Origin of the sequence: Gemella haemolysans ATCC 10379 (assembly GCF_000173915.1) — a bacterium.
In the GTDB taxonomy this organism is placed as follows: domain Bacteria; phylum Bacillota; class Bacilli; order Staphylococcales; family Gemellaceae; genus Gemella; species Gemella haemolysans.
In genome coordinates this window covers 58,545-84,860 of sequence record NZ_ACDZ02000013.1, presented here as the reverse complement: position 1 = coordinate 84,860, position 26,316 = coordinate 58,545, and the positions used below count along the sequence as shown (strand labels likewise).

General features: G+C 29.9%; 22 protein-coding genes and 1 other annotated feature. Of the genes, 17 read left to right on the top strand and 5 right to left on the bottom strand.

Going from position 1 to position 26,316, the window contains the following annotated elements; all coding sequences use genetic code 11:
• Positions 1-128: 128 nt before the first annotated feature.
• The 4 genes from GEMHA0001_RS05635 to GEMHA0001_RS05620 form a co-directional block, all read right to left on the bottom strand.
• Complete coding sequence (locus GEMHA0001_RS05635) at positions 129-593, bottom strand: OsmC family protein (protein ID WP_003144844.1); 465 nt, start codon at positions 591-593, stop codon at positions 129-131.
• Positions 586-1,761 (bottom strand): cobalamin-independent methionine synthase II family protein, encoded by a 1,176-nt coding sequence (locus GEMHA0001_RS05630; protein ID WP_003144839.1) that lies wholly within the window; start codon positions 1,759-1,761, stop codon positions 586-588. Before GEMHA0001_RS05630 ends, GEMHA0001_RS05635 begins: the two co-directional genes overlap by 8 nt.
• Positions 1,762-1,763: 2 nt before the next feature.
• Positions 1,764-2,588: a phosphate/phosphite/phosphonate ABC transporter substrate-binding protein gene (locus GEMHA0001_RS05625; protein WP_003144850.1), complete on the bottom strand. Its 825-nt coding sequence runs from the start codon at positions 2,586-2,588 to the stop codon at positions 1,764-1,766.
• Positions 2,589-2,763: 175 nt separating this feature from the next.
• A complete protein-coding gene (locus tag GEMHA0001_RS05620; RefSeq protein ID WP_003144855.1) occupies positions 2,764-3,891 on the bottom strand; it encodes an acyl-CoA dehydrogenase family protein in 1,128 nt (375 codons plus the stop codon).
• Positions 3,892-4,274: 383 nt separating this feature from the next.
• Here GEMHA0001_RS05620 and GEMHA0001_RS05615 point away from each other — a divergent pair, with 383 nt between their 5' ends.
• From GEMHA0001_RS05615 to brnQ, 12 genes are all read left to right on the top strand, one after another.
• Positions 4,275-5,714 (top strand): amino acid permease, encoded by a 1,440-nt coding sequence (locus GEMHA0001_RS05615; RefSeq protein ID WP_003144781.1) that lies wholly within the window; start codon positions 4,275-4,277, stop codon positions 5,712-5,714.
• Positions 5,715-5,881: 167 nt separating this feature from the next.
• Complete coding sequence (gene coaE / locus GEMHA0001_RS05610; protein ID WP_003144775.1) at positions 5,882-6,478, top strand: dephospho-CoA kinase; 597 nt, start codon at positions 5,882-5,884, stop codon at positions 6,476-6,478.
• On the top strand, positions 6,471-7,214 hold the full coding sequence (locus tag GEMHA0001_RS05605) for an ABC transporter ATP-binding protein (protein WP_003144806.1): 744 nt from the start codon (positions 6,471-6,473) through the stop codon (positions 7,212-7,214). The genes coaE and GEMHA0001_RS05605 overlap by 8 nt, the downstream gene beginning before the upstream one ends.
• The gene (locus GEMHA0001_RS05600; RefSeq protein WP_003144754.1) at positions 7,207-8,445 is read left to right on the top strand and encodes an ABC transporter permease; all 1,239 of its coding nucleotides are present in this window, start codon (positions 7,207-7,209) and stop codon (positions 8,443-8,445) included. The genes GEMHA0001_RS05605 and GEMHA0001_RS05600 overlap by 8 nt, the downstream gene beginning before the upstream one ends.
• Positions 8,446-8,456: 11 nt before the next feature.
• The gene (locus tag GEMHA0001_RS05595; protein WP_003144769.1) at positions 8,457-9,857 is read left to right on the top strand and encodes a protoporphyrinogen/coproporphyrinogen oxidase; all 1,401 of its coding nucleotides are present in this window, start codon (positions 8,457-8,459) and stop codon (positions 9,855-9,857) included.
• 31 nt (positions 9,858-9,888) lie between these two features.
• The gene (locus GEMHA0001_RS05590; protein WP_003144770.1) at positions 9,889-11,313 is read left to right on the top strand and encodes a leucyl aminopeptidase; all 1,425 of its coding nucleotides are present in this window, start codon (positions 9,889-9,891) and stop codon (positions 11,311-11,313) included.
• Between the two features lie 152 nt (positions 11,314-11,465).
• Positions 11,466-11,661: a binding site (T-box leader), on the top strand.
• Positions 11,662-11,882: 221 nt separating this feature from the next.
• Positions 11,883-12,704, top strand: coding sequence for a transporter substrate-binding domain-containing protein (locus tag GEMHA0001_RS05585; protein WP_003144793.1), 822 nt, complete (start codon positions 11,883-11,885; stop codon positions 12,702-12,704).
• Between the two features lie 19 nt (positions 12,705-12,723).
• Positions 12,724-13,365 carry an amino acid ABC transporter permease gene (locus GEMHA0001_RS05580; RefSeq protein WP_003144755.1) on the top strand — a complete coding sequence of 214 codons (642 nt, stop codon included), beginning with the start codon at positions 12,724-12,726 and terminating at the stop codon, positions 13,363-13,365.
• A 9-nt stretch (positions 13,366-13,374) separates the two neighbouring features.
• Complete coding sequence (locus GEMHA0001_RS05575) at positions 13,375-14,094, top strand: amino acid ABC transporter ATP-binding protein (RefSeq protein WP_003144821.1); 720 nt, start codon at positions 13,375-13,377, stop codon at positions 14,092-14,094.
• 177 nt (positions 14,095-14,271) lie between these two features.
• Entirely contained in the window at positions 14,272-14,541 is a 270-nt protein-coding gene (locus GEMHA0001_RS05570) for a hypothetical protein (protein ID WP_003144812.1), read from the top strand.
• A 302-nt stretch (positions 14,542-14,843) separates the two neighbouring features.
• Entirely contained in the window at positions 14,844-16,145 is a 1,302-nt protein-coding gene (locus tag GEMHA0001_RS05565) for an NCS2 family permease (protein ID WP_003144773.1), read from the top strand.
• 181 nt (positions 16,146-16,326) lie between these two features.
• A complete protein-coding gene (gene brnQ, locus GEMHA0001_RS05560; protein ID WP_003144778.1) occupies positions 16,327-17,658 on the top strand; it encodes a branched-chain amino acid transport system II carrier protein in 1,332 nt (443 codons plus the stop codon).
• 59 nt (positions 17,659-17,717) lie between these two features.
• Here the strand turns inward: brnQ and GEMHA0001_RS05555 are convergent, their stop codons facing one another.
• Entirely contained in the window at positions 17,718-18,881 is a 1,164-nt protein-coding gene (locus GEMHA0001_RS05555; RefSeq protein ID WP_003144804.1) for a class I SAM-dependent methyltransferase, read from the bottom strand.
• A 376-nt stretch (positions 18,882-19,257) separates the two neighbouring features.
• Between GEMHA0001_RS05555 and GEMHA0001_RS05550 the strand changes: the two genes are divergently transcribed.
• The 5 genes from GEMHA0001_RS05550 (at position 19,258) to secD (ending at position 26,221) form a co-directional block, all read left to right on the top strand.
• The gene (locus GEMHA0001_RS05550; RefSeq protein WP_003144819.1) at positions 19,258-20,754 is read left to right on the top strand and encodes a UDP-N-acetylmuramoyl-L-alanyl-D-glutamate--2,6-diaminopimelate ligase; all 1,497 of its coding nucleotides are present in this window, start codon (positions 19,258-19,260) and stop codon (positions 20,752-20,754) included.
• A gap of 32 nt (positions 20,755-20,786) precedes the next feature.
• Positions 20,787-22,340, top strand: a complete 1,554-nt coding sequence (locus tag GEMHA0001_RS05545) for a peptide chain release factor 3 (protein ID WP_371452579.1) — start codon at positions 20,787-20,789, stop codon at positions 22,338-22,340.
• Positions 22,341-22,521: 181 nt separating this feature from the next.
• On the top strand, positions 22,522-22,956 hold the full coding sequence (locus tag GEMHA0001_RS05540) for a GtrA family protein (protein ID WP_003144846.1): 435 nt from the start codon (positions 22,522-22,524) through the stop codon (positions 22,954-22,956).
• Entirely contained in the window at positions 22,956-23,789 is an 834-nt protein-coding gene (locus GEMHA0001_RS05535; RefSeq protein ID WP_003144847.1) for a Cof-type HAD-IIB family hydrolase, read from the top strand. Before GEMHA0001_RS05540 ends, GEMHA0001_RS05535 begins: the two co-directional genes overlap by 1 nt.
• A 137-nt stretch (positions 23,790-23,926) precedes the next feature.
• On the top strand, positions 23,927-26,221 hold the full coding sequence (gene secD / locus GEMHA0001_RS05530) for a protein translocase subunit SecD (protein ID WP_003144790.1): 2,295 nt from the start codon (positions 23,927-23,929) through the stop codon (positions 26,219-26,221).
• Positions 26,222-26,316 lie beyond the last annotated feature (95 nt).

The window sequence follows — 26,316 nt, the reverse complement described above, 5'->3', positions numbered from 1 at the left end:
GTTTTTTATGTTGTAATGGATGAGAAAGGAGACTAAAAATACATACACATATTAAATGGTAGGGAGTGATTCTACAAAATCGATTTCTGTTGTTCTGAAATCATGATTTTTGAATCACACCCTGTCTTTTAATCAATTAGAATAAATTTTATTTCAAAATTTATTACACTTTTTAGTGTATTGTAAATAAAGGATTTTTTTAGTGATAAATTACAAAATTCTATAAGATTTGTTTCATCAATATCTGCATATAAATAGTATGTGATTACACAACTATCAATTTTTGGTTCTTCATTATAACCTCTAACATTTAATAGTGTTAGAGGATTTTTTAGTACTAGATGAATTTTCCCCTCAAGTTCTTCAATATCTATATTAGAATGTTTACTTTCGTTTATTATGGTATGGGCTATACCACCAAGTATTGAAGAAGCTAAATAATTTATACTACTTCTATAATCTGAATTTATATCAAAGTTAATATCACTTGAAATAGTAATAGTATCATTATTAGTATACAATTTAAAATTATTATTTGATAAAATCCCTCTAAAACTAAGGTCATAATTATTTGATTCGTATAAATTAGTCATACAAATTCCTCAATGTATTTTTAGCTTCATTTAGCCGAGCTAATTTTTTATCGATTATATCCATTGTACTTACGGGTCTATTGGCAAATGTAGCAAAACCACAGTCTGGATTTAACCAAATTCTTTCTTTAGGAATATATTGCATTACTTCTTCTACACGATTTAGGATATCTTCTAATGGTTCTATATCTTCTGTTCTTGGATTCATAACACCTAATCCTAGGATACAATTATCTCTTATTAGAGTACTACTGAATAATGAAGATATTTCTCCAGCACGAGGAGTAGAAAACTCTAATGTAAGTATATTAGGAAGAGTTTCTTCGAATAGTGGAAGTAGAGGAGTATACGGTCCAGTAAGTAGAATACTTTCATCACGACTCCAATTACCACGACATACATGAAGAGAAACTAATATTTCTTTTTCTTTGGCATAATCAATTACAGATTTAATTAATTTAGTAGCAAATTTTAATTCTTCAGTAGGATCTTTTTTCTCAGATAATGCTGCACACATAAAAGATCTTGTCTTACCTTCAGAAAATACCACTTCGGTTAATACAGGCTCATCAAATTGAATAACATCAACACCTATTTTTGCTAATGAATCAATTTCTTCTTTTAATACTTTAATTATGTCTTCTCCTAGAGAATCTTTGCTATCGTAATATTGTTTCGATAGAGCAGGTAACCACATGGACCTAGTTATTAAATAAGGACCTGGTAATGTTGCTTTGATTTTCTTATCGGTTAATTTTTTTAGTTCAATCATTTCATCAGCTACCAGAGGTTTATTATATTTTACTTTTCCTGTACAAATTGCATTTTTTATACTAATTGCAGGAACGTCTAATATTTCTAGTATTTGTTCAAAACCTTGTTTGTCCTCAATATAATCAAACATATCAGCCATACTCATCATTGTAACACCGTCCAAACGTTCAGCGATAAATGAAACATAATTATCTCGATTTAGTTCACCGCTAGTGATTATATCAATATAATTATTTTCTTGAAGTTCAACTACATATTTTGTTTCTTCATCTAAGATTTCTTGATATGTTTTTAAGTCGATATTTCCTTTATTTAATTTTCGTTTTGCGGTTAATAGTTTTTTACTACGAGGCATACTGCCAAGAAGAGAAACTAAGAAAGATGAATTAGTCATAATTATTCACCATGAAACTCTTTAAAAAAATCTAAATATTCATTGGCTTCAGTAAGTTGTTTAAATCCAGAAGTACGACCAGAAACCCATTCTTTTAACCCTTCCATATCCATCATTTCTTTATGCTCAGGATTATTGTAATCCATTTTGTGTAATACTTCTATAAATTTTTCAAAATGAGCTACGTCTAATTCTGGATGTCCTGAGAAGATACAGTGATCAAAGAAATCTGTTTTTGATAAAATTTTCACCTGATTTTCATCTAGAGTTCCATCTGCAATCCATGCATTATAGTTTAAATCTAACATCCACGTAGCAGCAACTTCATCATTTTTTAAAGCAACTGCTGAATCAAGTTCTCCACCAACATGGTCACCATGAAGCCCAACACCGATATCAAATCGTTTTTCAGTATAATCTTTTCCAAATTCTAAACCAAGTTTGTGAAGGTGATTAATAGGAATTAATCTAGCTTGTGGTGAATCAATTGCACCAAAACCTATTGTTTTATTTCTTAAGTCTTGAATAGAGTTAATGTTGCTATTAGCTTTTACTACTAAATAGGAACTACGATCGCGGTCAGTATCACGCATAGAACCATTTAAAGCAGTTCCGTTAGTGCGTAGGTGAGTATCTAACCATGCTAAAGGAGAATTCCAAGCTACATCAATTTCTTTAGCTAATAAACCGTCAACTTGACCTTTGTAATCTTTGTAATAAACTGGTTCAATAGGGAAGTTTTCATCTTCAAAAAATTTTGCAATAATTCCCCAAATTACAGTAACCTTAGGATCATAAATAACAGCTCCAACTTTTAATTTTGTCATAATAATATACCTCTTCTAAATTATATTTTAAAAATATGAGATGACTCAAAAATCATGATTTCGATAAAAATAGATTTTGGTGAGTCACCCTGCAAAGCTTATGAGTTCTCATATAAACTTTTGAAATTTTAGGACTTTTAGGTGCCTCTTATATGAGTTATTTCAGAAAAATATTCTATGGTAATTGTTGTCCTGTGATTGCTTTACCTAACCAGATTGTAAGAACATCAACACTAGGTGCCATAATATGACTTGCGAATGCATCTCTTAGATAGCGTTCCATATTTCCAAAACGGTTATATGCTTTACCACCACCAACACGCATACCAAGACGGGCTAATTCAATAGCAGCTTCACTAGCAAAAATTCTAGCTGATAAGATTTTAGCTAGCATATCAGCATCTTTATTTAAGAAACTACGAGCTGCTTCGTTTGTTCCAAGAACCGCTGCATTAGTTTGGCTATAGATTTTTGCAAGATGAATTTGTACTGTTTCAATTTCGCTTAGAGATTTTCCATCAGGATATTTTCTATTAGTAGTATGTGCGACAGCTTCTTCTAGTATTGCTTCGCAAAGACCACTATAGACAGCAGCAAGTCCTGTGATGAAGTATGTTGCTACAATAGTGAATACTTGGTCAACTCCTGATCCAGCTTGACCAATACGTAGTTCTTTATTTAATTCAACATCGTTAATTGCCATTTGGCAAGAAACATTACCACGCATTCCTAGACCGTGCCAAGTAGAAGGTTTGAATTCTAGCCCATCGCTACCTAGAGGGAACACCCAGTTGTCAATTCCACCCTCAACATCTGAAGGAGTAAGAACAAGATAATAAGATGCGAATTCTGCAGAAGTCACCATACTTTTCAGTCCATTAAATACTACTGAATTATCTTTAAATTCAGTTTTGACATCTGAGATATAGAAGTGTGTTCCAGTCCCCAATTCACTATATGCAAGTGCCATAAATTTTTCATTTTCAACGATGTCTCTACAAATTTTTGATTTTAGATTATCGTCGGCATAAGAAAGAACACAGTTTAGTGCAACATTATGCATCATATAACATAGACCTACAGTAGCACTTGATTTAGCAAAAGCACGGCAAGCATCTGCATGTTCTTGCATATTTTTTCCTAATCCACCAAGTTCAGTAGGTATCATAAGTTTGAAATATCCTGCTTTTCCTAACTCTTTAAAGACTTCTTCAGGAAATCTTTCTTGTTCGTCTATTTCTTTTGCAATAGGATCAATATATTTTTTTGCAAACTCCCTAGCTTCATTATAAAATGTTGTCATAATAATGCCTCCTAACATTAATATATCTAATATATTCTTATACAAAAATTATATCATAAAGAATAATTCTGTAAATGCTTTCTATATAGTTCTTAAAATGATACGTAGAAAATAAATTTATATAAAATATATAATAAATATCTTATAATTAACTGATGTAAAATGATATATTTATAAGCATTTTAATAAATATATTATATTTTAAAATATAAAAATAAATTTTTGTAGATGATAGACGATATCATTTTCAAAAAATGCACAACTACGTTATAAGTAGAAAAATTGAAAAAATTCTCAGAAAAAGTCTGAAAATTTATTTACAAATGCTATTAAATCTTGTATAATCTATATTTATATAATAAATTAATGAAAGGATGAAAATAATGGCAGATTCAAAGATGGAAAGAAAACTGCAAGCTCGTCATATTAGTATGATAGCTATAGGTGGATGTATAGGTACCGGATTATTTATGGCAAGTGGAGCGGTAGTTAGTAAAGCAGGTTCTTACGGAGCAGTTTTAACTTATGCATTAATTGGAGTTATTATTTACTTTTTAATGGCTTCTATAGGAGAATTGGCGACATTTTATCCAGTTTCAGGTTCATTCGGAGCATATGCAACAAGATTTATAGATCCAGGTGTTGGATTTGGAGTTGGATGGTTATTCTGGATTCTATGGATATTAGTAGCAAGTGTAGACATAATAACATTATCGAAAATATTACACTACTGGGAATTCTTTAGACAGTTTTCAACGTTTTCGATTTGTATTATATTTTTAGTATTATTGTATTTATTAAACTTAATAAGTGTTAAAGTATTTGGTGAAGTCGAATACTGGATAACGATTATAAAAGTAATGACAGTTGTTGCATTTTTAATTGTAGGAGTTGCAATTGTTTTTGGAGCTACTGGAAATAGTGAAGCTGGTATTCATACTTTTATCCAGAATGGAGAAAAAACAAGTAGCACTGGTATGTTAGGATTATTTGGTGTTCTGTCTACTGCAGCATTCTCATTTGGTGGTACGGAAGTAGTTGCTGTTACAGCAGGTGAATCACCAAATCCTAAAGAGACAATGCCTAAGGCAGTTAAACAAGTGTTTTGGAGAATATTGATATTCTATATCGCTACAATGTTAATTATATCTTCAATAGTTTCAGCCAATGATCCAAGATTACTAGATACTAATAATGTAACAGCATCGCCATTTACAATTGTATTTCAAAATATTGGTTTAGAAGTAGCAGCAGTTATTATGAATGCGGTCATTTTAACATCAGTTCTATCTGCTGCAAACTCAGGGATGTATGTTTCTAGTAGACAGCTATTTTCATTAAGTTCGCACAATTATGGTCCTAAAGTATTTAAAAAATTAAATACTAACTCAGTACCAGTATTTGCGTTAACTTTCTCAGCAGTATATATGGTACTATGTTTCATTTTTGAAAGATTAAATCCAAGTGGGTACTATATGTTACTATCGATGGTAGGAATTATAGTAATGATAATTTGGATGGTATCTTTAATATCTCAAATTCGCTTGAGAAGAGCAATTATGAAGCAAGGGAAAAAAGCGGAAGATGTTCTTCCTTATACTGCTAAAACAGGTGTTGTAGGATCTTATATTGCTCTAATTTCTTTTGCAACAATAATATTACTACAGTTAATAGCTGACTATGCGACAGGTGGATTTGTGAAAATGTCATATAATTTAGTTTGTCCAGCTATAGGTGTAGTAATGTATATAGTATTTAAAATGGTGACAAAGAAAAAATTTGTTAAACTAGAAGAAATGGACATTCATCCATATAAAGGATAATTAATATTGAAAAAAGATTAATGAGTTATAAACTTGTTAATCTTTTCTTTTATATTAAAGTATGTTCTTTAGTTATTTAGTAAAGAGATTGAATAGTTTATAAACTATGGTAAATGCTTGCAGTTTATGATAAAATTGTATTTAAGTAATTTAATGGAGATGATAATTTGAATATTGGAATTACAGGAAGTATAGCATGTGGAAAAAGTACTGTATCAGACTATTTGATAGCTAAGGGCTATACCATTATTGATGCTGACAAACTTGGACATGTTGCACTTACTAGCGATGATGTGAAAAGAAAACTAGCTGAAAAATTCGGTGATGAAATTTTAGAAAATAATGAAATAAGTCGGGAAAAAGTAGGTAAGTTAGTTTTTGGTAATGATGACAATTTAAAAATCTTAAATAGTATTATTCATCCTAAAATTAAAGAATTAATTTTAAAATTACAAGAAGAACATAAAGATGAAAATCTGGTCTTTTTGGATATAGCATTATTATATGAGGCTAATTTTGTAGACTTGGTAGAAAAAGTAGCAGTTGTATATGTAGATGAAGATGTACAACTAGAAAGATTAATGACGCGGAACTCTTTACCAAAAGAAGAGGCTATTAAGCGTATAGAAAGTCAAATGAGTCCAAGGGAAAAAGCAGCATTAGGTGATTTTGTTATAAATAATAGTTATAGTAAAGAAGACACATTTCAACAAATTGATGAAATATTAGAAAAGTTAAAAAGAGGAGATAAGCAAAATGACTAATGTATTAGAAATTAGCAATCTTGGTGGTGGATATAATCGTAGAAAGATTATAGATAATATCAATATACAAATACCTAAAGGTAGTATAACAGCGCTAATTGGTCTTAATGGGGCTGGTAAAAGTACTACAATTAAACATATATTGGGATTACTTAGACCTATGGAAGGTGAGATAAAGGTTAATGGTATTACAATTACTCGTGATAATGAAAAATATAGAAAGAGCATAAGTTATATTCCAGAATCGCCTGTTTTATATGAAGAATTAACACTAGAAGAACATATAAATCTAACAGCAATGGCTTATGGATTAGATATAGATGATACGTGGGAAAAAGCAGATAAATTACTAGAGCTGTTTAAACTAAGCGATAAGAAGAAATTTTTCCCAGTACACTTTTCAAAAGGTATGAAACAAAAAGTAATGATTATCTGTGCCTTTTTATCAGAACCGAGTTTATATATAATTGATGAGCCGTTTTTAGGACTTGATCCGATTGCAATTAATGACTTAATTAATCTAATGTGTGAAAGAAGAGATAATGGAGCTAGTTTATTGATGTCTACGCACATACTAGCTACAGCAGAAAAGTATTGTGACAATTTCGTTATTATTCACGAAGGAAAAATTCTAGCGAATGGTAATCTAGAACAACTAAGGGCCGAATTTAATATGGCAGGTGCGTCTTTAGATGAAATTTATCTATCATTAACAGTGAGAGATAGTAATGAGTAATATTGAGAATATCTTTGCGGATAGACGCAAGAAAGAGCAGGAGTTAAAACTAACCTATAGTAAGTATATTTTTAATTCGCACCTAATTATGTTTCTTATTATTGTGTTAGGAGCAGTATTGATTAATTATTCTAAATGGATAGCTGTGGCGAGCCAATTTGAATTATACTCAGTATTTATAGCTGCATCATTAGCATTTAGTTACTATTTGATAAGTACAAAGATTAAAACGTATATAAAAGAAGCAGATGCAGTGTTTTTATTACCATTAGAGAAGTACTATAAAAACGTTGGTAGAAAAACTGTTATAAATGTATCGGTAACACACATTATAGCGTTTGTCATCTTTTATTTTGCAGTTAAGCCTATTACTAGTATTATTGGAAATATTGATAAATTATCTATATGTTTACTGCTTATGGTAATTGTAATAAACAATTTATTAAAATACGTTCAAGTTATTCACTATAAAGAAATTATTTGGATTAAAATTTTACAATTTATAGTGACTTTTATACAGATAATTGCAGTATTCATAATTAATACTTATATTCATATAGCTGATATGGCTGGTATAATTAGCTTGGCATTCTGCGCATATTATGTTATTAAGAATTCTACGGGCTCAAAGAGTTCAGAAGATCAAGAAAAGCTAGTTGTTAAATGGAATGAAGCGGCTGAGTATGATAAGCATCGTATGGAGAGTTACTTGAAATTCGTGAATATGTTTGTGGATGTACCATTAAGCGGGGTAAAAGTAGCTAGAAGAAAATATTTTGATGCATTATTACCTAAATTAACTAAAGACAATTTCACAAAAGAAAATAGTTTTAAATATTATTATTATAGAGTCTTTTTAAGACAGGAAAATACAGTGTTTTTAGCTTTAAGGCTTATGCTATTATCAGGATTAATAATTTTTAGTTTTAAAAATCCTTATGTTAGTGCAGTAGTTATAATATCTTATAGTTATCTAACAATTATTCAGCTTGTTCCTCTATATAAACAGATGAGTAATAATATTTGGCATAGTATATTACCAGTTGATGAAAGTATTAAAATCGATAGCTTTAAGAAATTATTAACTGTTGTAATGTTAATAACAACAATATTACTTGCATTATTTGCACTATTATTTAGTAATTTTGAAGGAATGACTATAGTTATAATTATTGCATCGGTAGTTTTAGCTAATATTATAGCTAAGATTTTTATTGAAAAAGTAAAATAGAAGGTAATATCATGAAAAACATAGCAATAATAGGAGGAGATTTATCAGGAGTGAGCTGTGCTTATTTTCTAGATAAGTTCTCAGGAGCAAACTCAAGAAAGTTCAATATTGATTTAATAGAAAGAGATATAGAATTTGCTAATGACAGGTTTGGGAAATTTCAGTTAGGTCAGGAAATTTATGATAATGGATGGTATAATTCAATTAGCGAACAAGGTGTACTATTTTACTTAATGATAGAACTAGGTCTGCATCGATATCTAATAAAAAGTGGTATGACTAAAAAAGTATTTTTTACAAAAGAAGGTATTAAATACCTACCAGAAAAAATGCTTTACGGGGTACCTTTAGATAAAAGAGAGTTGTTATTGTCAGATTTATTCACTTTTAAAGAAAAACTATCTATTATGTATAATATGTATAATACTTTAGAAGATGAAGATATAAAGGAATTAACAGTTGAAGAATTTTTTAAAGTTATAATCAATGAGAAAATTTATGATAAGTTAATTGAGCCTTTATTGACAAGTCATTATGCAAGTGATATTTCTAAGCAAAGTATGGTAAGTTTAATGCCGGAACTATCATTTTTGACAATTCAAAAAGAAGATATTAATAAAATTTTAGAAGATATGTATGACAGGAACGTTATAGATAATATTACTGTAGGTTCAGAATACAGACTAAAATTTACTTTAAAATCATTTATAGAGACTCTAGAATCGAATTTTTCAGATAAAGTATTTTTAGAGTTAAACCGTAAGGTTGAAAAAATAGAAAAAAAAGGTGATAAGTATCTAGTTCATTCAAATGGTAGTATATATTATTATGACTATGTAATACTTACACTAAATCAAAAGAATTTTTTACCGTGGTTTAATGAAGATGAAAAAATTACTGAATTTTATTCAGATATGAAATATGTTTCTAACATAGTGGTCACGCTTGTTTATAAGAGAGATGAATTACATATTAATCGTGAAATTGGAGAAATAATTTTTCCAAAAGACGATAGTGAATATGTTACAAAGTTAGAGTACGTAAGTAATAAGTGGATCGATATTAAAATGAGTGGTATACAAATAGTTAGAGCTTATATAAATAGAGAAAAAGCGGTTAGCGAGTTAATGGATAAAAGTGATTCTGAAATAATCGAAATAATTGAAAAAGAATTGACTAAAGTCCATGGAACGATAGGTAAAGTAAGTAGATACTACGTAAGTAAGGTGAAAGATAATTATAGATTTCGCTGTAAGAAATATAATAAAAATATAAACAAGTTTAATGATTATATGAAAAAAGAATATCCGAATGTATTCATTATAGGGAAGTCTAAAAAAGGTACAACTCTTGAAAATACAGTATTGGAAGCTAAGGAAGTAGCCAAACAAATTTTAGAAAATATAAGATAAGAAGGGACGTACAAAGTACGAGGTGAAAATTATGAAATTTTTTACTAATAAACAAGCAGGTGTAAAAGTAACACCAATATTTGAAAATGAAGCATACGAAAGTAAGTTATTAGAATATACAAAAGAAAGAGAATTATTCTCTGGAAAACTTAATGAAGTATATGCTAATCTCCCTTTTAATGGAGAAAAAGAAATACTTTTAGGATTAGGAAAAAAAGAAGAACTAGTAGAAGACAAGGTACGAGAAGTATTCTTTAAACTAGTTAAAGTATTAGAAAGTAACAAAGAATTAGAAGTATTTGTAACTTTACCTAAAGTTGAGAGTGTTTCAACTGAAAAGCTTGTAAATGCTGCAGTTGAAGGTGCATTACATGCAACTTATAAATTTGATAAGTATAAATCAGATAGAAAAGAATCTCCAGAAGTTACGATTAATTTATCTACAGAAGAAAATCTAGAGAATTTAGAAGAGGTAGTAAATGAAGCTCGTGATATTATGAGTGGAGTATTCTTCTCACGTGATCTAGTAAATGAAAGAGCAGAGTACTTATATCCAGAAACTCTTGCTAATATTGCTAGTAAGGAATTATCAGCATTAGGTGTTGAAGTAGAAGTTTACGATGAAAAACAATGTGAAGAATTAGGATTAAAAGGGTTATTAGCAGTAGGACGTGGATCAGATAGAAAACCAAGATTTATTGTTATGAAATACTTAAATAATCCAGAGGAAAGCGAAGTAGTTGGATTAGTAGGTAAAGGTGTAACTTATGATTCAGGTGGTTACTCAATTAAACCTACAGCTAATAGTATGGACATAATGCACTGTGATATGGGTGGTGCAGGAACTGTAATTGGAACAATGAAACTAGTTGCGACTAGAAAATTAAAAACTAATGTAATTGCAGTTGTTGGTGCATGTGAAAACATGATAGCTGGTGGTTCTTATAAACCAGGTGATGTAATTTCAACACTTTCAGGAAAAACTGTAGAAGTATTAAATACAGATGCAGAAGGGCGTATTACTTTAGCAGATTCAGTATACTATGCTACTGAAAAATTAAAAGTTAGCAAAGTAATAGACTTAGCTACATTAACTGGGGCATGCTTAGTAGCATTAGGTGAATTCTACACAGGTGCAGTAACAAACAACCAAGAATTCTATAACGAACTAAGCAAAGCGGCGAAAGAAGCGGGAGAAAGAGTATGGCAAATGCCAGCTGATGATAGCTTCAGAGAATTAAATAAATCTTCTATAGCTGATGTAAAAAACACAGGAGGAAGACTTGGAGGAACAATAACTGCGGGATTATTCATAGAAAACTTCGTAGCGAACAATGTTCCGTGGATTCACTTAGATATAGCGGGAACAGCATATTTATCAAAAGCGGAAAAATATCTTCCAAAAGGTGCTACAGGAGTACATGTTAAAACATTGTATAATCTATTAAATAAATAATTTTTCGAAATAAGTATAGAACTCAATGAAGTGACAAACATTGAGTTCTTTTTTTAATATGCAAAAAAATGAAATAAGTTAAAAAAAATAAAAAATAATAATATTTTACTTGACAAGAAAATACTTAAGGTGTAAAATAATTAACAATAAAACTAAAACCTTAGAAAAGAATAGTAATTTGGTAAAAAATTTTTAGCGAGCTAACGTTGGTGTGAGGTTAGTAATTTTTCTAGATGAACGCACTTTTTAGGCAATTATTAAATAATTGGTAACTCTGCCTTAAAGAGATTGAGTGGGTATGCTAAATACCAAGAAAAGTGGCAACGCGGAATTGATTTCGTCTTTTTATAGTTTCCTAGGAAATTATAAAAAGACTTTTTTATTTGTATCGGGCCTCTACATACAGATTATGGACAGTATGTTTCTTAGATTTAGTATATCAAAAAGAGTGGCACCGCGAAAATTCGTCTCTTTGTAGCTAGGATAACTAGCTGCAAGGAGTTTTTTTATTTATAATTTGTTCTTTTCTATTGTTGTATAATGGAATAAAGAAAAAAGGAGACAAGACAATGAAAAAATTAGTATTATTCATTACATCAATTATTACAGTAGTCATATTAACAGCATGCTCAAGTAGTAACACAAAAAACAAATTACAAGAAGTTAAAGAGAAAAATAAAATAGTATTAGGAGTTTCTCCAGACTATCCTCCGTATGAGTTTTTAACAACAGAAAATGGTAATAAAAAAGTTGTTGGTGCTGATATTTACTTAGCAGAGCAAGTTGCTAAAAAATTAGGTGTTCAAGTTGAAATTCAACAAATGGCATTCGATTCATTAATTGCAGCATTAAATGCTAATAAAGTTGATATGGTAATCTCTGGTGTAAATCCAACAGAGGAAAGAAAAAAAGCGGTTGATTTCTCAGATGTTTATTACACAAGTAAAGGTATTTTTGTAGTAAATAAAGATAGTGAAGAAATCAAATCTGTAGCTGATCTTAAAAACAAAAAAATCGGTGTCCAAAAAGGTTCAACATATGAAACTTATGCTAAAGAACAACTAAAAATGGATGATAAAAATATCCAAGCGTTAACTGATGTACCAAGCTTATTACAAGATCTTAAAAATAAAAAAATTGATGCAGTATTAATTCCAGATGACGTTGCAAAAATTGCAATGAACAAATACACTGATATTAAAATTAGTTCATTTACTGCAGATAACGATCCAGAAGCAACTGGTATGGCAATTGTTTTCAAAAAAGGAAAAAATGATAGTAACAAAGAATTATTAGAACAAGTAAATGCAGTAATTAAAGAAATTCAAGATCAAAAAGCATTTGAAAAAGAGCTTGATAAATACGCTAAAGTTGCTGCACAAAGCGAATAAAAGAGAGGTATAAAATAGAATGTTTGATTTTCTTCCAAATTATTACACGATGTATTTAGAAGCTACGGTAACAACGTTAAAGGTTTCACTTATAGCATTATTAGTAGGATTAATACTTGGAATTGTAGTATGTTTAGCAAAAATTAGTACTTTTAAAGTACTTAATGTAATAGCAGCAATATATGTAGAAATAATTAGAAATACCCCAATATTAGTGCAAATTATGATTATCTATTTCGCACTACCAGAAATTGGTATTTCATTCACGCCATTTATGTCAGCGATAATTGCTCTTTCAATTAACTCTGGTGCATATGTTAGTGAGATATTCCGTTCAGGAATTTTAGCCATTGATAAAGGACAAATGGAAGCAGGACGTTCTTTAGGATTGAGTTATTTCCAAACTATGAAATTAATCATCTTACCACAAGCTCTAAAAAATAGCTTACCAGCTTTAGGGAATGAGTTTATTTCATTAGTAAAAGAATCTTCAATAGTTTACTTTGTAGGAGTAGCAGATATCATGTTTACAGCAAACACTGTAAAAAATGCTACATACCAAACGTTTGGTCCATACTTAGTAGCTGCTGCAATATATTTTATAATTACATCAATATTATCACTATTGGTAAAACGTTTAGAGAAAAAATTAACGAAGTAGGTGAAGAAATTGTTATTAGAAATAAAAGATTTACATAAAAAATTCGGGAAATTAGAAGTATTAAAAGGTGTAAACATCAGTGTTGAAAAAGGGGAGAAAATCGTAATTCTAGGTTCAAGTGGTAGTGGTAAGAGTACAGCATTACGTTGTGTAAACTTATTAGAAACTCCTACAAGTGGACAAATTTTATACAATGGGGAAGATATTACTAAACAAAATATTAATAAATATAGAAAAAAAGTAGGAATGGTATTCCAAAACTTTAACCTATTCCCAAATATGAGTGTACTAGAAAATATTACACTTGCTCCAAAAACTTTCGGAGATGATACTACTGAAAATATAGAGAAAAAAGCAGTAGAACTACTAAAAAGGGTTGGACTTGAAGATAAAAAAGATGTTTATCCAAACAGTCTTTCAGGTGGACAAAAACAACGTGTTGCAATCGCACGTGCATTAGCTAATTCACCAGAAGTATTACTATTTGATGAACCTACTAGTGCGCTAGATCCAGAAATGGTAAAAGAAGTACTAGATGTTATTAAAGAATTATCAGAAGAAGGATTAACTATGTTAATAGTTACTCACGAGATGAACTTTGCAAAAGAAGTTGCTGATAAAGTAATATTTATGGATGGAGGAGTCGTATTAGAAGAAGGAAGTCCATCAGAAATCTTTGATAATCCAAAAGAAGAAAGAACTAAAGAATTCTTCTCAAAAATATTATAATAAAGAGTGTATCACTAAGAGATATAGAATGTTTCTTAGTGATATTTTTTACATAATATAGAATTTATACTTTGTATAATTACGTTGGAAACGTTTTATTTTATGTTAACTATATGGTATAATGTAAGTAGAAATTATAGTAGTAAGAGGGATTGTTTTTTATAAGGAGGATAAATTATGGATATATCAGTAAGTTTAGCAAGGTGGAGTTTAATTCCTATATTTCTTATTTTGTTTAATGTGAAAATAAAAAGAGATAAACATTTTAAAATATGTTCTGTCTCATTAATATTCGTTATTTTTTTAAGATTTTTCTTTTTTGATTATCATGACTTTCCTATTACAAAAATGGTTTATTTGTTCTTAATGCTATATGCTTTACAGATGCTTTTTGAATGGGATAAATTGTTAAAATTAATGGGAGTTATTCCAGAGGATACAAAATAATATCAAAAGTTCTTTAAATAGTTATGAGAGTATAGTGTTTAAAGAATTTTTTATTTATTTCAGTCGAATTTTTATAGATGAAAATAAAGTTAAAGTTCGTATAAAACGAATGTTTGTTTATGTAAACTTTCATATTTTTTAAAATGAGAGTATATATTTTATTAAAGATTAATATAAAATATTAAATATCTATGGAAAATATGAACTTTAAAAATAAAAAGTTCTTGACTTTTAGAGATGAAACGTATATTATAATTTATGTGCTTAAGCATTAATAAAAACTAAGGAGAATTTTTCTATTTATGTTAGAACGTCTTTTTAAATTAAAAGAGAATAATACTAATACTAAAACCGAAGTTGTTTCTGGTTTGATTACATTTTTCTCTATGAGTTATATTTTAGTAGTAAATCCAGCTGTATTATCAGCAGCAGGTATTCCACTAGATAGAGTATTTACAGCGACAATAATCGCAATTTTAGTTGGTACTTTAATTATGGCATTAGCAGCGAACTATCCAATAGTAGTTGCACCTGGTATGGGGATAAACTCATATTTTGCAATACTAGCTGCAACATCAGGTTATAACTATAAAACCTTATTAGCAACGTGTTTTTTAGGAGCTGTTATTTTTGTAATTTTATCAGCAACAAAATTCCGTGAAAGTTTAATTGATTCAATTCCTAATAATTTAAGACATGGGATTTCAGCAGCAATTGGATTATTTATCGCATTCTTAGGGCTTAAAAACTCTTCGCTTATTGTAGCAAATCCACACACAATCCTTTCATTAGGAGATTTAAAAAATCCTGTAGCTTATATGACAATTCTAGGTATCTTTATTATCCTTGTTCTATTAGCTTTAGAAGTAAAAGGTGCTATTTTCATTGGAATGGCAGTAGTTGCTATTATTTCATACTTTACAGGAATGTTAAAAGTAGAGAAAGTTTTTGGAATTCCTCACATGGATCTAAGCTTACTATATAATCCAGTTAATGAAAGTATTAATGCCTTACAATTAGGATTATACGGAATAGTATTCACATTTTTAATGGTAACATTATTTGATACTACGGGTACAATGGTCGCAGTAACTAGTCAAGCAGGATTAATTAAAAATGGAAAAATGGAAAAAGCTAAAGAAGCTTTATTAGCTGACTCATTTGCTTCATTAGCAGGATCTATGTTCGGAACTACTCCAACTTCAGCTTATATTGAATCTTCTGCAGGGGTTGCTAACGGAGGACGTACAGGTCTTACAGCTTTAACAACAAGTTTCTTAGTTGTAATCTCAATTTTCTTATTCCCTCTTGCAAGCAGCTTAGCTTCAGTACCAGCTATTACATCACCAGCATTAATCATCATTGGATCATTCATGATGGAAAGCATTGCTAAGATTGATTGGTCTGATATCACAGAAGCTTTCCCAGCATTCGTAACAATTGTAGGTATTCCACTTACAGGTTCAATTAATGATGGTATTGCATTTGGATTTATCTTTTATGTAGTATTAAAATTATCTAAAAAACAATGGAAAGATATTCATCCATTAATGTATATCTTTGCTATATTATTTGTAATCCAATTACTTTGGTTACACGTATAATAATAAAAAAAACGAATTCAAGAATAAAATTGAATTCGTTTTCTTTTTTATTTTAAAAATTATCTGATAACTCTTAAAAAAACAAAAAAAATCTAAAATATTTTCAAGAAAATATTTGCCTTTTATCAGGAGATATAGTATTATAGATATACTATATAAATTAAGAAAGGAAATATTATATATGAAAAAAGGTTTATTAACCGGATTGTTATTATTTGGTATCTTTTTTGGTGCTGGAAACTTAATCTTTCCACCAGCACTAGGAGTAAGTGCAGGTGGAAACTTTTGGCCAGCAATTTTAGGATTTGTTGTTTCAGGAGTAGGTATAGCGATTGTTACACTTATCGTAGGAGCACTTAATCCAAATGGGTATGGAGCAGAGATGGATGAAAAAATTTCACCATTATTCTCAACAGCGTACTTAGTTTTACTTTATTTATCAATTGGACCACTTTTTGCGATTCCAAGAACTGCAGCAACTGCATTTGATATTGGGATAGCTCCAGTTGTAGCTGGAAGTAGTTTACCATGGTTATTAATTTTTACAATTATTTATTTTGTATGTGCGTTCTTATTAGCGGTAAACCCAACTAAGATTTTAAATAGTGTAGGTAAAGTTTTAACACCTATTTTTGCTTTATTAATTGTAATTTTAGTAATCTTAGGAGTTTCTAAATTCAACTCAACAGGTGAAGCTGCTAAAACTTATGCAACTAGTGGTTTAGCATTCGGTACAGGATTTATCGAGGGATACAATACACTTGATGCACTTGCTTCAGTAGCATTCTGTATCATTGCAATGAGCGCTCTAAAACAATTAGGTTTCAAGGATAAAAAAGAATTCTTATCTAGTGTATGGATTGCTGGTATTGCAACAGGAATTGGATTCAGTATTTTATATGTTGGATTAGGATTATTAGGTAACAAATTTGCAGTTCCTGCAGAGGTACTAGCTAACCCTAAAGTTAACAAAGGTGCATATGTACTATCTGAATCAGCACGTCAATTATTCGGTAACTTCGGAAGTATGTTCTTAGGAATCATGGTAATTCTTACTTGTTTCACTACAACAGTAGGATTAATCGTGGCAACTTCAGAATTCTTTAACAAAAAATTCCCACAACTTTCATACAAAACGTATGCTACATTATTCACAGTTGTAGGATTTGCTATCGCAAACGTTGGATTACAAAGTGTTATCCAATTCTCAGTACCAATGCTATTATTCTTATACCCAATCACAATTGCATTAGTTTTAATCGTCATTGTTAACAAATACGTTGCGTTATCTAAATTAGGAATGCAATTAACAATGGCAGTAGTTACATTAATCTCTATCCTTTCAGTAGTAGGAAGCACATTTAAAGTAGCGGCTTTAAGTGGTTTAATCGCAAAACTTCCTCTAGCAGCTCAAAGTTTAGAATGGTTAGTACCAGCAGTAGTTTGCTTAGTAATTGCGGCTGTATTACCAAATAGACAAAAAGGTAAAGTTTACGACTTTAGTGAACTATAGTTTTTAGAATAATAAAATGCATTAGCTCAAAAATGAGAGCTAATGCATTTTTCTTTATATTAAATTAATTTTTTTACTTCATCTAATAAGAACATCTTCACATTTAAAGATGTTGTGAATTTTTCAATATTAGATAATTTATCTTTGTCTACATTATTTGTAGTTTTATATGCGCGGATAAGTTGATTTTTAGGTGTGTTTTCAGCTGAGATAAACTCAACGATATCAGATTTATATCCGAATGCTTCTAAGACTTCACTACGAACAGAATCCGTAAGAAGTGTAGAGAATTTTTCTTTTACGATTCCATGTTTTAACATAAACGGAAGAAACTCGTCATTAAGCTGACTGTTAACTTCTTTTTGGCAACAAGGAACTGCGAAGAATACTTTTGCTTTCCAACCAAGAGCTTTTAGAATAGCTATGTCAGTCGCAGTATTACATGCATGTAGACTAATAACCATATCTATCTCATCTTTATTTTCATAGTCAATAACGTCACCATAAATAAAGCTAAGATTAGAAAAATTAAGTTTTTCAGCTATATTATTACAATGTTCAATAACTTCTTTTTTTAGATCTATTCCAATAATCTTCACATCCATATTAAGAACTTCAGTTAAATAATAATAGGTAGAAAATGTTAGGTAACTTTTACCACTACCAAAGTCTAGAATTGTAATCTGTTTATTGGAATCTAATTGAGTAGTAGCTTGTTTAATAAATTCAAGGTACTTGTTTATTTGTTTAAATTTATTGTATTTACTCTTAACAATTTTGCCATCTTTATTTTGAATACCGAGCTCAATTAAAAATGGATACTTTTGTTTTTCATCTAAGAAATAGTCTTTTTTCTTATTATGTTCAAATGAAATAGCTTTAGCAGCTGTTTTTTTTCTATTTACACTTATTTTGAATTTTTTTGAAATTTTAATGTTGATATTTTCATCTAAAGTAACAACATTAATATCTTTTGCTAATTCAAAAAGTTCTTTGATTAAATTTTCAATGTTTGAAGATTCAGTAGTAACTATGTTAGTATGTTTTATTATTCTTTTATATCTGTATTCTAGCTGTAGATTAATACTTTCTTTAATAGTAACTAGTTTACCAATAACTTTATCCAGTTCTAATTCTTTATTGCGAATATTTGAAAAAGTAATCTTATTAATATTATTATTAGCTATATGAGTCAAAATTTCTGAAATAATTTCGTGTTCCATTGTAGCTCCTTTTATTTTCTTTTTAAAATGATTTCTTATATATATTACACTAGTTTTTATTAATTATCAATATAACAGAAATATAATGTCGTAATCTAGAGTGAATGATTAAAAAATGAGAATAAAACAAAAATTCAAAATTTTAAAAAGTTTGAATAAAACTCATAGATGCAGTGTTTTTTTGATACCTAAATAGGCTTTATAAAAAGTTTTTAGATAACTAGTAAACTTCGCTTGGATAATTCTTCAAAATTGATTTTTTTAAAATCATGATTTTTGTGTCACTCCTAGATAAAATAATTACCGTTGTTGGTTGAGTAATAGTTTCATGCGTGGTATAATTTAGTAGTTAGAAAATAAGAAAAAGGTAGATAGTATGAATATATTAGATATTATTGATAATATAAAAGTAAAAACTATTTATGGAAATTTACCAGAAAGTGTAAACAATATATCTCAAGATTCTAGAAAAGTAGGAGAAGGAGACGTATTTGTCGCTATAAAAGGATATACGGTAGATGGTCATAATTATATAGAAAAGGTAATTGAACAAGGTGCAGCATTAGTAATTGCGAGTCGTTATGAAAATTATAATGTAGAAAATTGTGCTGTGATTGTTATTAAAGAGCATGAAATTGAAAAAGTTGCTAGTATGATTGCTAAGAAAATTAACGAAGGTTCTAATGTGCATACTGTTGCTGTAACTGGAACAAATGGTAAAACTAGTATTTCAACATTGGTACATAATATGTTAAGGACTTTAGGAGAAAGCAGTGCTTATATAGGAACGAATGGTTTTGGGAAAAACGATGCAGAACCAGTTTATTTCGGTAACACTACTCCTGATGTAGTAACATTACATAATCAGATAGGTGAATTACGTCGAGATAATATAAAAAACCTAGCATTCGAAGCATCATCACATGCGATGGCATTAGGTCGTATTTATAACGTAGATATAGATGTTGCGATATTCACGAACTTAACACATGAACATTTAGATTTCCATGGGGACATGCAGACTTATGCTTATGATAAGAGTTTATTATTTTCAACATTAGGAAATAATTTATCAGAAGCTAAATATGGTGTCTTGAATAAAGATGATAGTTACTATAAAGTTATTTCAAAATGTTTATATCAACAAGAAATAAATTACTCAATAGTAGACAATACAGCAGATTTTTATGCTTATAATATAAAGCAATATAAAGAGGATAAAGTTTATAAAACAAGTTTTACACTAAATTCTCCTGAAGGAACATTTGAGTGTACTACTAATTATATTGGAGACTTCATGGTAAGTAATGTTCTTGCTGCTCTTATTGCTGTGTGGGTAAAAGGATATAGTGTAGAACAGCTAGTCGCTATTTTACCTAAACTTGGAGCATTATACGGTCGAATGGAAATAATAGGAGATGATCTACCGATTGATATTATAAGTGACTTTGCACATACTCCAGATGGATATGAAAAATTATTAGAAGCAACTCGTGAGATGAGAAAAGGGAAACGAACTCTTCTTGTAACTGGAATGGGAGGTGGACGTGATATTTCTAAAGGACCATTAATTGGCGATATTATCTCAGAAGCAGATTATGTTGTTATTACAACTGATAGCCCTCGTGATGAAGATGTAGAAGTTCTTATGGGATCAATCGAAAAAGGAATGACTCACAAAAATTATGAAAAAGTATGGTTTAGAACTGATGCTGTTAAACGAATAATTGAACTTTCTGAACCTGGAGATGTAGTAATTTTAGCATCAAAAGGACGTGAAGATTACGAAATTCTTCAAGGTGGTAAAAAAGTTTGGCATTCAGATCCAATCGTTGCAGTAGAAGAAGCGAAAAAGAAATTTAATATAAAATAAAAAATTGAAAGGAAAATAACGTGGTAGAAAAAATTAGAGAACAAGTAGAAAAAAGAAGAACATTTGCGATTATCTCTCACCCCGATGCAGGTAAAACAACATTAACGGAGAAATTACTATTATTCGGTGGAGCTATTCGTGAAGCAGGAACAGTAAAAGGTAAAAAGACAGGAAAATATGCAAAAAGTGACTGGATGGATATTGAGAAACAACGTGGTATCTCTGTAACTTCATCAGTAATGCAACTTGATTATGATAACAAAATTATCAACATCCTAGATACACCAGGGCACGAAGATTTCTCAGAGGATACATATCGTACACTTATGGCTGTAGACAGTGCTGTGATGGTAATTGACGGAGCGAAAGGGATTGAGGCTCAGACATTAAAATTATTCAAAGTATGTCGTATGCGTGGTATTCCAATCTTTACATTTATCAATAAAGTTGACCGTGAAATTAAAGATCCATTAGAATTATTAGAGGAAATTGAAGAAAAATTAGAAATAGAAACATATCCGATGAATCTTCCTGTAGGTATGGGACAAAACTTCTTCGGTATTATGGATAGAAAAAATCATTTCATCGAGCCGTTTAAAGAAGACAGTGATTTCGTAGAATTAGATGAAGAGTATAATATCGTAGATGATAATCCGCTTGCTCAAGATACTATGTATCAAAAATGTGTAGAGGACATGATTCTTATAACAGAAGCAGGTGTTGACTACGACTACGATAAACAATTAAAAGGTGAACAAACACCGGTATTCTTCGGTTCTGCATTGTCATCATTTGGAGTAGAAAGTTTCTTAAACTACTACGTAGATAACGCTCCAACACCAAAAGGTCGTCGTGGAGTTAATGAAGAAGATATCCAACCAACAGGTGAAGACTTCTCAGGCTTTATCTTCAAAATTCAAGCCAATATGGACCCTAAACACCGTGACAGAATTGCATTCTTACGTGTGTGTTCAGGTGAATTCAACCGTGGTATGGATGTAAATTTAGCAAGAACTGGGAAAAAATTAAAAATTTCACGTTCAACTAATTTCATGGCAGATGATAAGGCTACTGTAGATGTAGCTTATGCAGGAGATATTATCGGTCTTTACGATAGTGGAAACTATCAAATTGGTGATACACTTTATCAAAATAAAAAAGTTGAATTTGAAGCACTTCCTTCATTTACGCCTGAAATATTTGTAAAAGTTTCTGCAAAAAATGTACTGAAACAAAAACACTTCCACAAAGGTGTTGAGCAACTAGTACAAGAAGGGGCTATTCAATATTATAAAACATTACATACGAACCAAATTATCCTAGGAGCAGTAGGTCAGCTACAATTTGAAGTATTTGAGCACCGTATGAAAAATGAATACAATACTGAAGTAATAATGGAACGTATTGGACAAAAAACTACTCGTTGGATTGAAAACGAAGAATCAATTAATGAGAACATGTCAAGTTCAAGAAGTATCTTAGTTAAAGACTTATATGATAACTACGTATTCTTATTCGAAAATGATTTCGCAATGAACTGGTTTAGCGATAAATATCCAGATGTAAAACTATTTAGTAAACTTTAATATAAAAAGAGTATCTCAATCATTTCTTGAGATGCTCTTTAATTTTTTAAATTATATCGATGTATTAGTTAAACAAAAAAATGTTGTTTAGTTATGATAGTTTTATATGTAAAAATTTGAAAAAAACTACTTATAGGTATATAATTAAGTGTTGGCAAAATTTTAATATAAAGAGGATAGCATGAGAAATTTAATAAAAAAAATGCTGGATCTTTACAAAGAACCTAAATACAAAAGTATAGTTAACTACATATTCTTTGGAGTTTGTACGACATTAGTAAATGTTGTTACATACTTTATTTTGTATTACTATGGAATGGAAGTTAGACCAGCGAATTTAATATCTATAACATTATCGATTTTATTTGCATATTTTGTTAATGCTAAGTATGTATTTAATTCGAAAGCTGTAGGATTTAAGAAGGTATTTTATGAACTTAGTAAATTCTTTACAGCTCGATTATCTACGCTTGTTATAGAAGTATTTGGAGTTGAGTTATTCATTTACTTAGGAATGAATGCTTATTTAAGTAAATTTATTATTCAATTCGTAGTACTTGTTGCTAATTATGTTATTAGTAAATTTTTAGTTTTCACAAAGGAGAAAAATAACTAATGAAATGGTTTATTACTGATATGGATGGAACTTTTTTAAATGATAAAAAAGAAGTTGCACCAAATGCGAAAGATGTAATAGTAAAACTGCAAGATAAAGGAAGTAAGTTCATAATTGCCACAGGAAGACCTGATATTGCGGTTAAGCATTATTATTACAACTTAGGGATGAACGATGTAGTTATTTCTAATAATGGAAGTTTAATTAGAAATTTATCAACAGGTGAAATAGTTTATCAAAAGAGTTTTAAAATAGAAGAAATTGAAAAAATTTATAACATGTTTAAAGAACTAAATGATGATGAGATAGAATTTCACGTGTATACATTAAATTATATTTATTGTAATCATTTGTCATTTAGTATGGCTCGAATGAAGAAACTTGAAGCGGATATGCCAGAGGAACTGAAAACGCCAATGTATATTCATGACGACATTATAGGTGAAATTAAGAAAAACAAAGAAGATTGTCAAAAAATTATGATGATTGCTAAAGATCATGATAAAGTAGTGAATTTCTTTAATGAGGTAAGTAGAGTTCTAGAAGTAGATGGAACATTTTCGGCGACTGATTTCTTCGATATTATGCCTAAAGGATGTAATAAAGGAACAGCGATTGAAAAACTAGCTGAATATTATAATTCTCCAATCGAAGATTGTGTAGTATTTGGTGATAATTTTAATGACAAAGAAATGTTCGATGTAGCAGGCTGGAGTGTTTGTCCAAGTAATGCTAAAGAAGAAATTCAAAATATGTGTGATGAAGTCATCGGAAATAATAATGATTTTTCTGTTATTAAATATGTAGAAGATTATTATAAAAAAATTAAATAAATACTTGATAACTTAGCGAAAATTTGATAAATTAGAAGGTAGCGTATTAATTACCTATATAGCGATTTACATATAAATAATTTTATATTTGATTACTATAAATTGTACAATGAAAAATAAAATAAAGGAGAACTTTCATGAGAGGAAGAAGAAATGAGAAGAAAAAGTTCAGTAGAATTATAGCTTTCCTGTCATTAGTAGTTATTATCCTAACATCAATAGGGTTAACATCAAAATCTAATGCTGAAAAAGTAAATCTTGGACTGGATCTTCAAGGAGGATTTGAGGTACTATACCAAGTAGAACCTCTTAAAGAAGGTCAAACTATAGATGAAGCGGCTGTTAAAGCAACTGCTGATACTATTAGTAGACGTATTAATATACTTGGGGTAAGTGAACCGGTTATTACTGTTGAGTCAGGAAATAGAATTCGTGTTGAACTTGCAGGGGTGAAAGACCAAGAATCAGCTCGTAAAGTTTTATCAACACAAGCGAACTTAACTATTCGTGATATTGAAGATAAAGTACTGTTAGACGGTTCTGATTTAGAAGAAAATGGAGCTTCTCAAGGCTTTGATCAAAACAATAAACCAGATGTTAACTTGAAATTAAAAGATGCTGATAAATTTGGTAATATTACATCAGAAATTAGCAAACGAGGTCAAGGTCAAAACTTAATGGTTATTTGGATGGACTTCAATGAAGGAGATTCATTCAAAGCTGAAGCTGCTAAAGAGAAACCTAAATATGTTTCTGCACCACAAGTTGCTCAAACTATTAACTCTAAAGATGTTCAAATCACTGGTAACTTCACGGTAAAAGAAGCTAAAGAAATGGCAGCTTTATTAAATTCAGGAGCTTTACCGGTTAAGTTAACAGAAATATACTCTAACTCAGTAGGAGCTCAATTCGGTGCTGATGCATTACATCAAACGGTATATGCAGGTGCTGTAGCTTTAGCTATTATCTGCCTATTCATGTTATTTATTTATCGTGTTCCTGGATTCGTAGCGAGTGTAATGATGGTTGCCTACGTATATATTACGGTAGTGTTCTTCAATATGATCTCAGGGGTATTAACACTTCCTGGTATTGCAGCCTTAATTCTTGGGGTTGGTATGGCAGTCGATGCTAATATCATCATGTATGAAAGAATTAAAGAAGAAGTACGAGCAGGATATCCATTGAAAAAAGCATATTTAGATGGAGCTAAACAGTCATTATGGACAATCTTTGACTCGCAATTTACAACAGTTATTGCTGCAGTAGTACTATTCATCTTTGGTACAAGTAGTGTTAAAGGTTTCGCGACAATGTTACTATTATCAATTCTTGTCAGCTTTATAACTGCTGTATTTGGTACTAGATTATTACTTAGCTTATTAGTAAACTCTAATATCTTTAACAAACACCCAGGTTACTTCGGTGTAAGTAAGAAGAGTATTCATGAAACTAAGTTTGGTATAAATTCATTAAACTTAAGTACTAAATTTGAATGGTTAAGCTTTACTAAACATATGAAGAAATTCTTTGCATTAAGTATTGCAATTATGATTGCAGGATCTATTTCTCTAGGAATGAACAAACTTAACCTAGGAATTGACTTTTCTAGTGGTACTCGTATAGACGTAGCTGCAAATACAGAATTATCTGTAGAGAAAATTCAAGAAGATTTAAATAACTTAAAAGTAAAAGATGAAAAAATAGTGTTATCACCAGATAAAAAACAAGCAACAATTCACTCTAAAGAGAGCTTTGAACAAGATAAATCAATTGAAATAAAAGAATACTTTGCTAAAAAATATCAAAAAGATGCTAACCTAAGTGTTGTATCTCCAGTAATTGGTAAAGAATTAGCTAAAAATGCATTATTTGCATTAATATATGCTTCTATAGGTATTATTATCTATGTAGCATTTAGATTTGAATGGCGCATGGGGCTTACGAGTGTTATTGCATTACTGCATGACGTGTGTATCATCATTTTCATCGCTAGCTTATTACGATTAGAAATAGATATTACATTCATCGCAGCGGTACTAACAATTGTAGGTTACTCGATTAACGATACAATCGTTACATTTGACCGTATTCGTGAACATATGCGTCATGAAAAAGTACTAACATCTAAAGAACAAATCTATAAACTAGTAGACGTATCATTACGTCAAACATTAACGCGTTCTATCAATACAGTATTAACAGTTATTATTACTGTAGTAGTTATGTTATTATTAGGAAGTAGTTCAATCTATTCATTCAACGTAGCATTACTTATTGGATTAATCTTTGGTTTATATTCATCACTATTTATCGCAGCACAATTATGGGCAGTGTTAAAAGTACGTGAATTAAACAAAAAAGGAAAAATCGAAGTTAATGTTCGCCAATCTCCAAGAGAGAGAAAAGAAAATGATAAAGTTCTAGTATAGAAATATATAGATCCAAAACTAAGAAAACTTGGTTTTGGGTCTTTTTTTAGTATGATGAAAAAAACTATAATTGTAAAATGAGTGTAGAAAGAGTA

Excerpts from the sequence above, each read along its gene's own strand:
- secD (WP_003144790.1), top strand. The coding sequence starts at position 23,927 with ATGAGAGGAAGAAGAAATGAGAAGAAAAAGTTCAGTAGAATTATAGCT.
- GEMHA0001_RS05570 (WP_003144812.1), top strand. The coding sequence starts at position 14,272 with ATGGATATATCAGTAAGTTTAGCAAGGTGGAGTTTAATTCCTATATTT.
- GEMHA0001_RS05615 (WP_003144781.1), top strand. The coding sequence starts at position 4,275 with ATGGCAGATTCAAAGATGGAAAGAAAACTGCAAGCTCGTCATATTAGT.
- brnQ (WP_003144778.1), top strand. The coding sequence starts at position 16,327 with ATGAAAAAAGGTTTATTAACCGGATTGTTATTATTTGGTATCTTTTTT.
- GEMHA0001_RS05540 (WP_003144846.1), top strand. The coding sequence starts at position 22,522 with ATGAGAAATTTAATAAAAAAAATGCTGGATCTTTACAAAGAACCTAAA.
- GEMHA0001_RS05600 (WP_003144754.1), top strand. The coding sequence starts at position 7,207 with ATGAGTAATATTGAGAATATCTTTGCGGATAGACGCAAGAAAGAGCAG.
- GEMHA0001_RS05565 (WP_003144773.1), top strand. The coding sequence starts at position 14,844 with ATGTTAGAACGTCTTTTTAAATTAAAAGAGAATAATACTAATACTAAA.
- GEMHA0001_RS05630 (WP_003144839.1), bottom strand. The coding sequence starts at position 1,761 with ATGACTAATTCATCTTTCTTAGTTTCTCTTCTTGGCAGTATGCCTCGT.
- GEMHA0001_RS05550 (WP_003144819.1), top strand. The coding sequence starts at position 19,258 with ATGAATATATTAGATATTATTGATAATATAAAAGTAAAAACTATTTAT.
- GEMHA0001_RS05580 (WP_003144755.1), top strand. The coding sequence starts at position 12,724 with ATGTTTGATTTTCTTCCAAATTATTACACGATGTATTTAGAAGCTACG.
- GEMHA0001_RS05605 (WP_003144806.1), top strand. The coding sequence starts at position 6,471 with ATGACTAATGTATTAGAAATTAGCAATCTTGGTGGTGGATATAATCGT.
- GEMHA0001_RS05585 (WP_003144793.1), top strand. The coding sequence starts at position 11,883 with ATGAAAAAATTAGTATTATTCATTACATCAATTATTACAGTAGTCATA.
- GEMHA0001_RS05620 (WP_003144855.1), bottom strand. The coding sequence starts at position 3,891 with ATGACAACATTTTATAATGAAGCTAGGGAGTTTGCAAAAAAATATATT.
- GEMHA0001_RS05555 (WP_003144804.1), bottom strand. The coding sequence starts at position 18,881 with ATGGAACACGAAATTATTTCAGAAATTTTGACTCATATAGCTAATAAT.
- GEMHA0001_RS05635 (WP_003144844.1), bottom strand. The coding sequence starts at position 593 with ATGACTAATTTATACGAATCAAATAATTATGACCTTAGTTTTAGAGGG.
- GEMHA0001_RS05535 (WP_003144847.1), top strand. The coding sequence starts at position 22,956 with ATGAAATGGTTTATTACTGATATGGATGGAACTTTTTTAAATGATAAA.
- GEMHA0001_RS05625 (WP_003144850.1), bottom strand. The coding sequence starts at position 2,588 with ATGACAAAATTAAAAGTTGGAGCTGTTATTTATGATCCTAAGGTTACT.
- GEMHA0001_RS05595 (WP_003144769.1), top strand. The coding sequence starts at position 8,457 with ATGAAAAACATAGCAATAATAGGAGGAGATTTATCAGGAGTGAGCTGT.
- GEMHA0001_RS05590 (WP_003144770.1), top strand. The coding sequence starts at position 9,889 with ATGAAATTTTTTACTAATAAACAAGCAGGTGTAAAAGTAACACCAATA.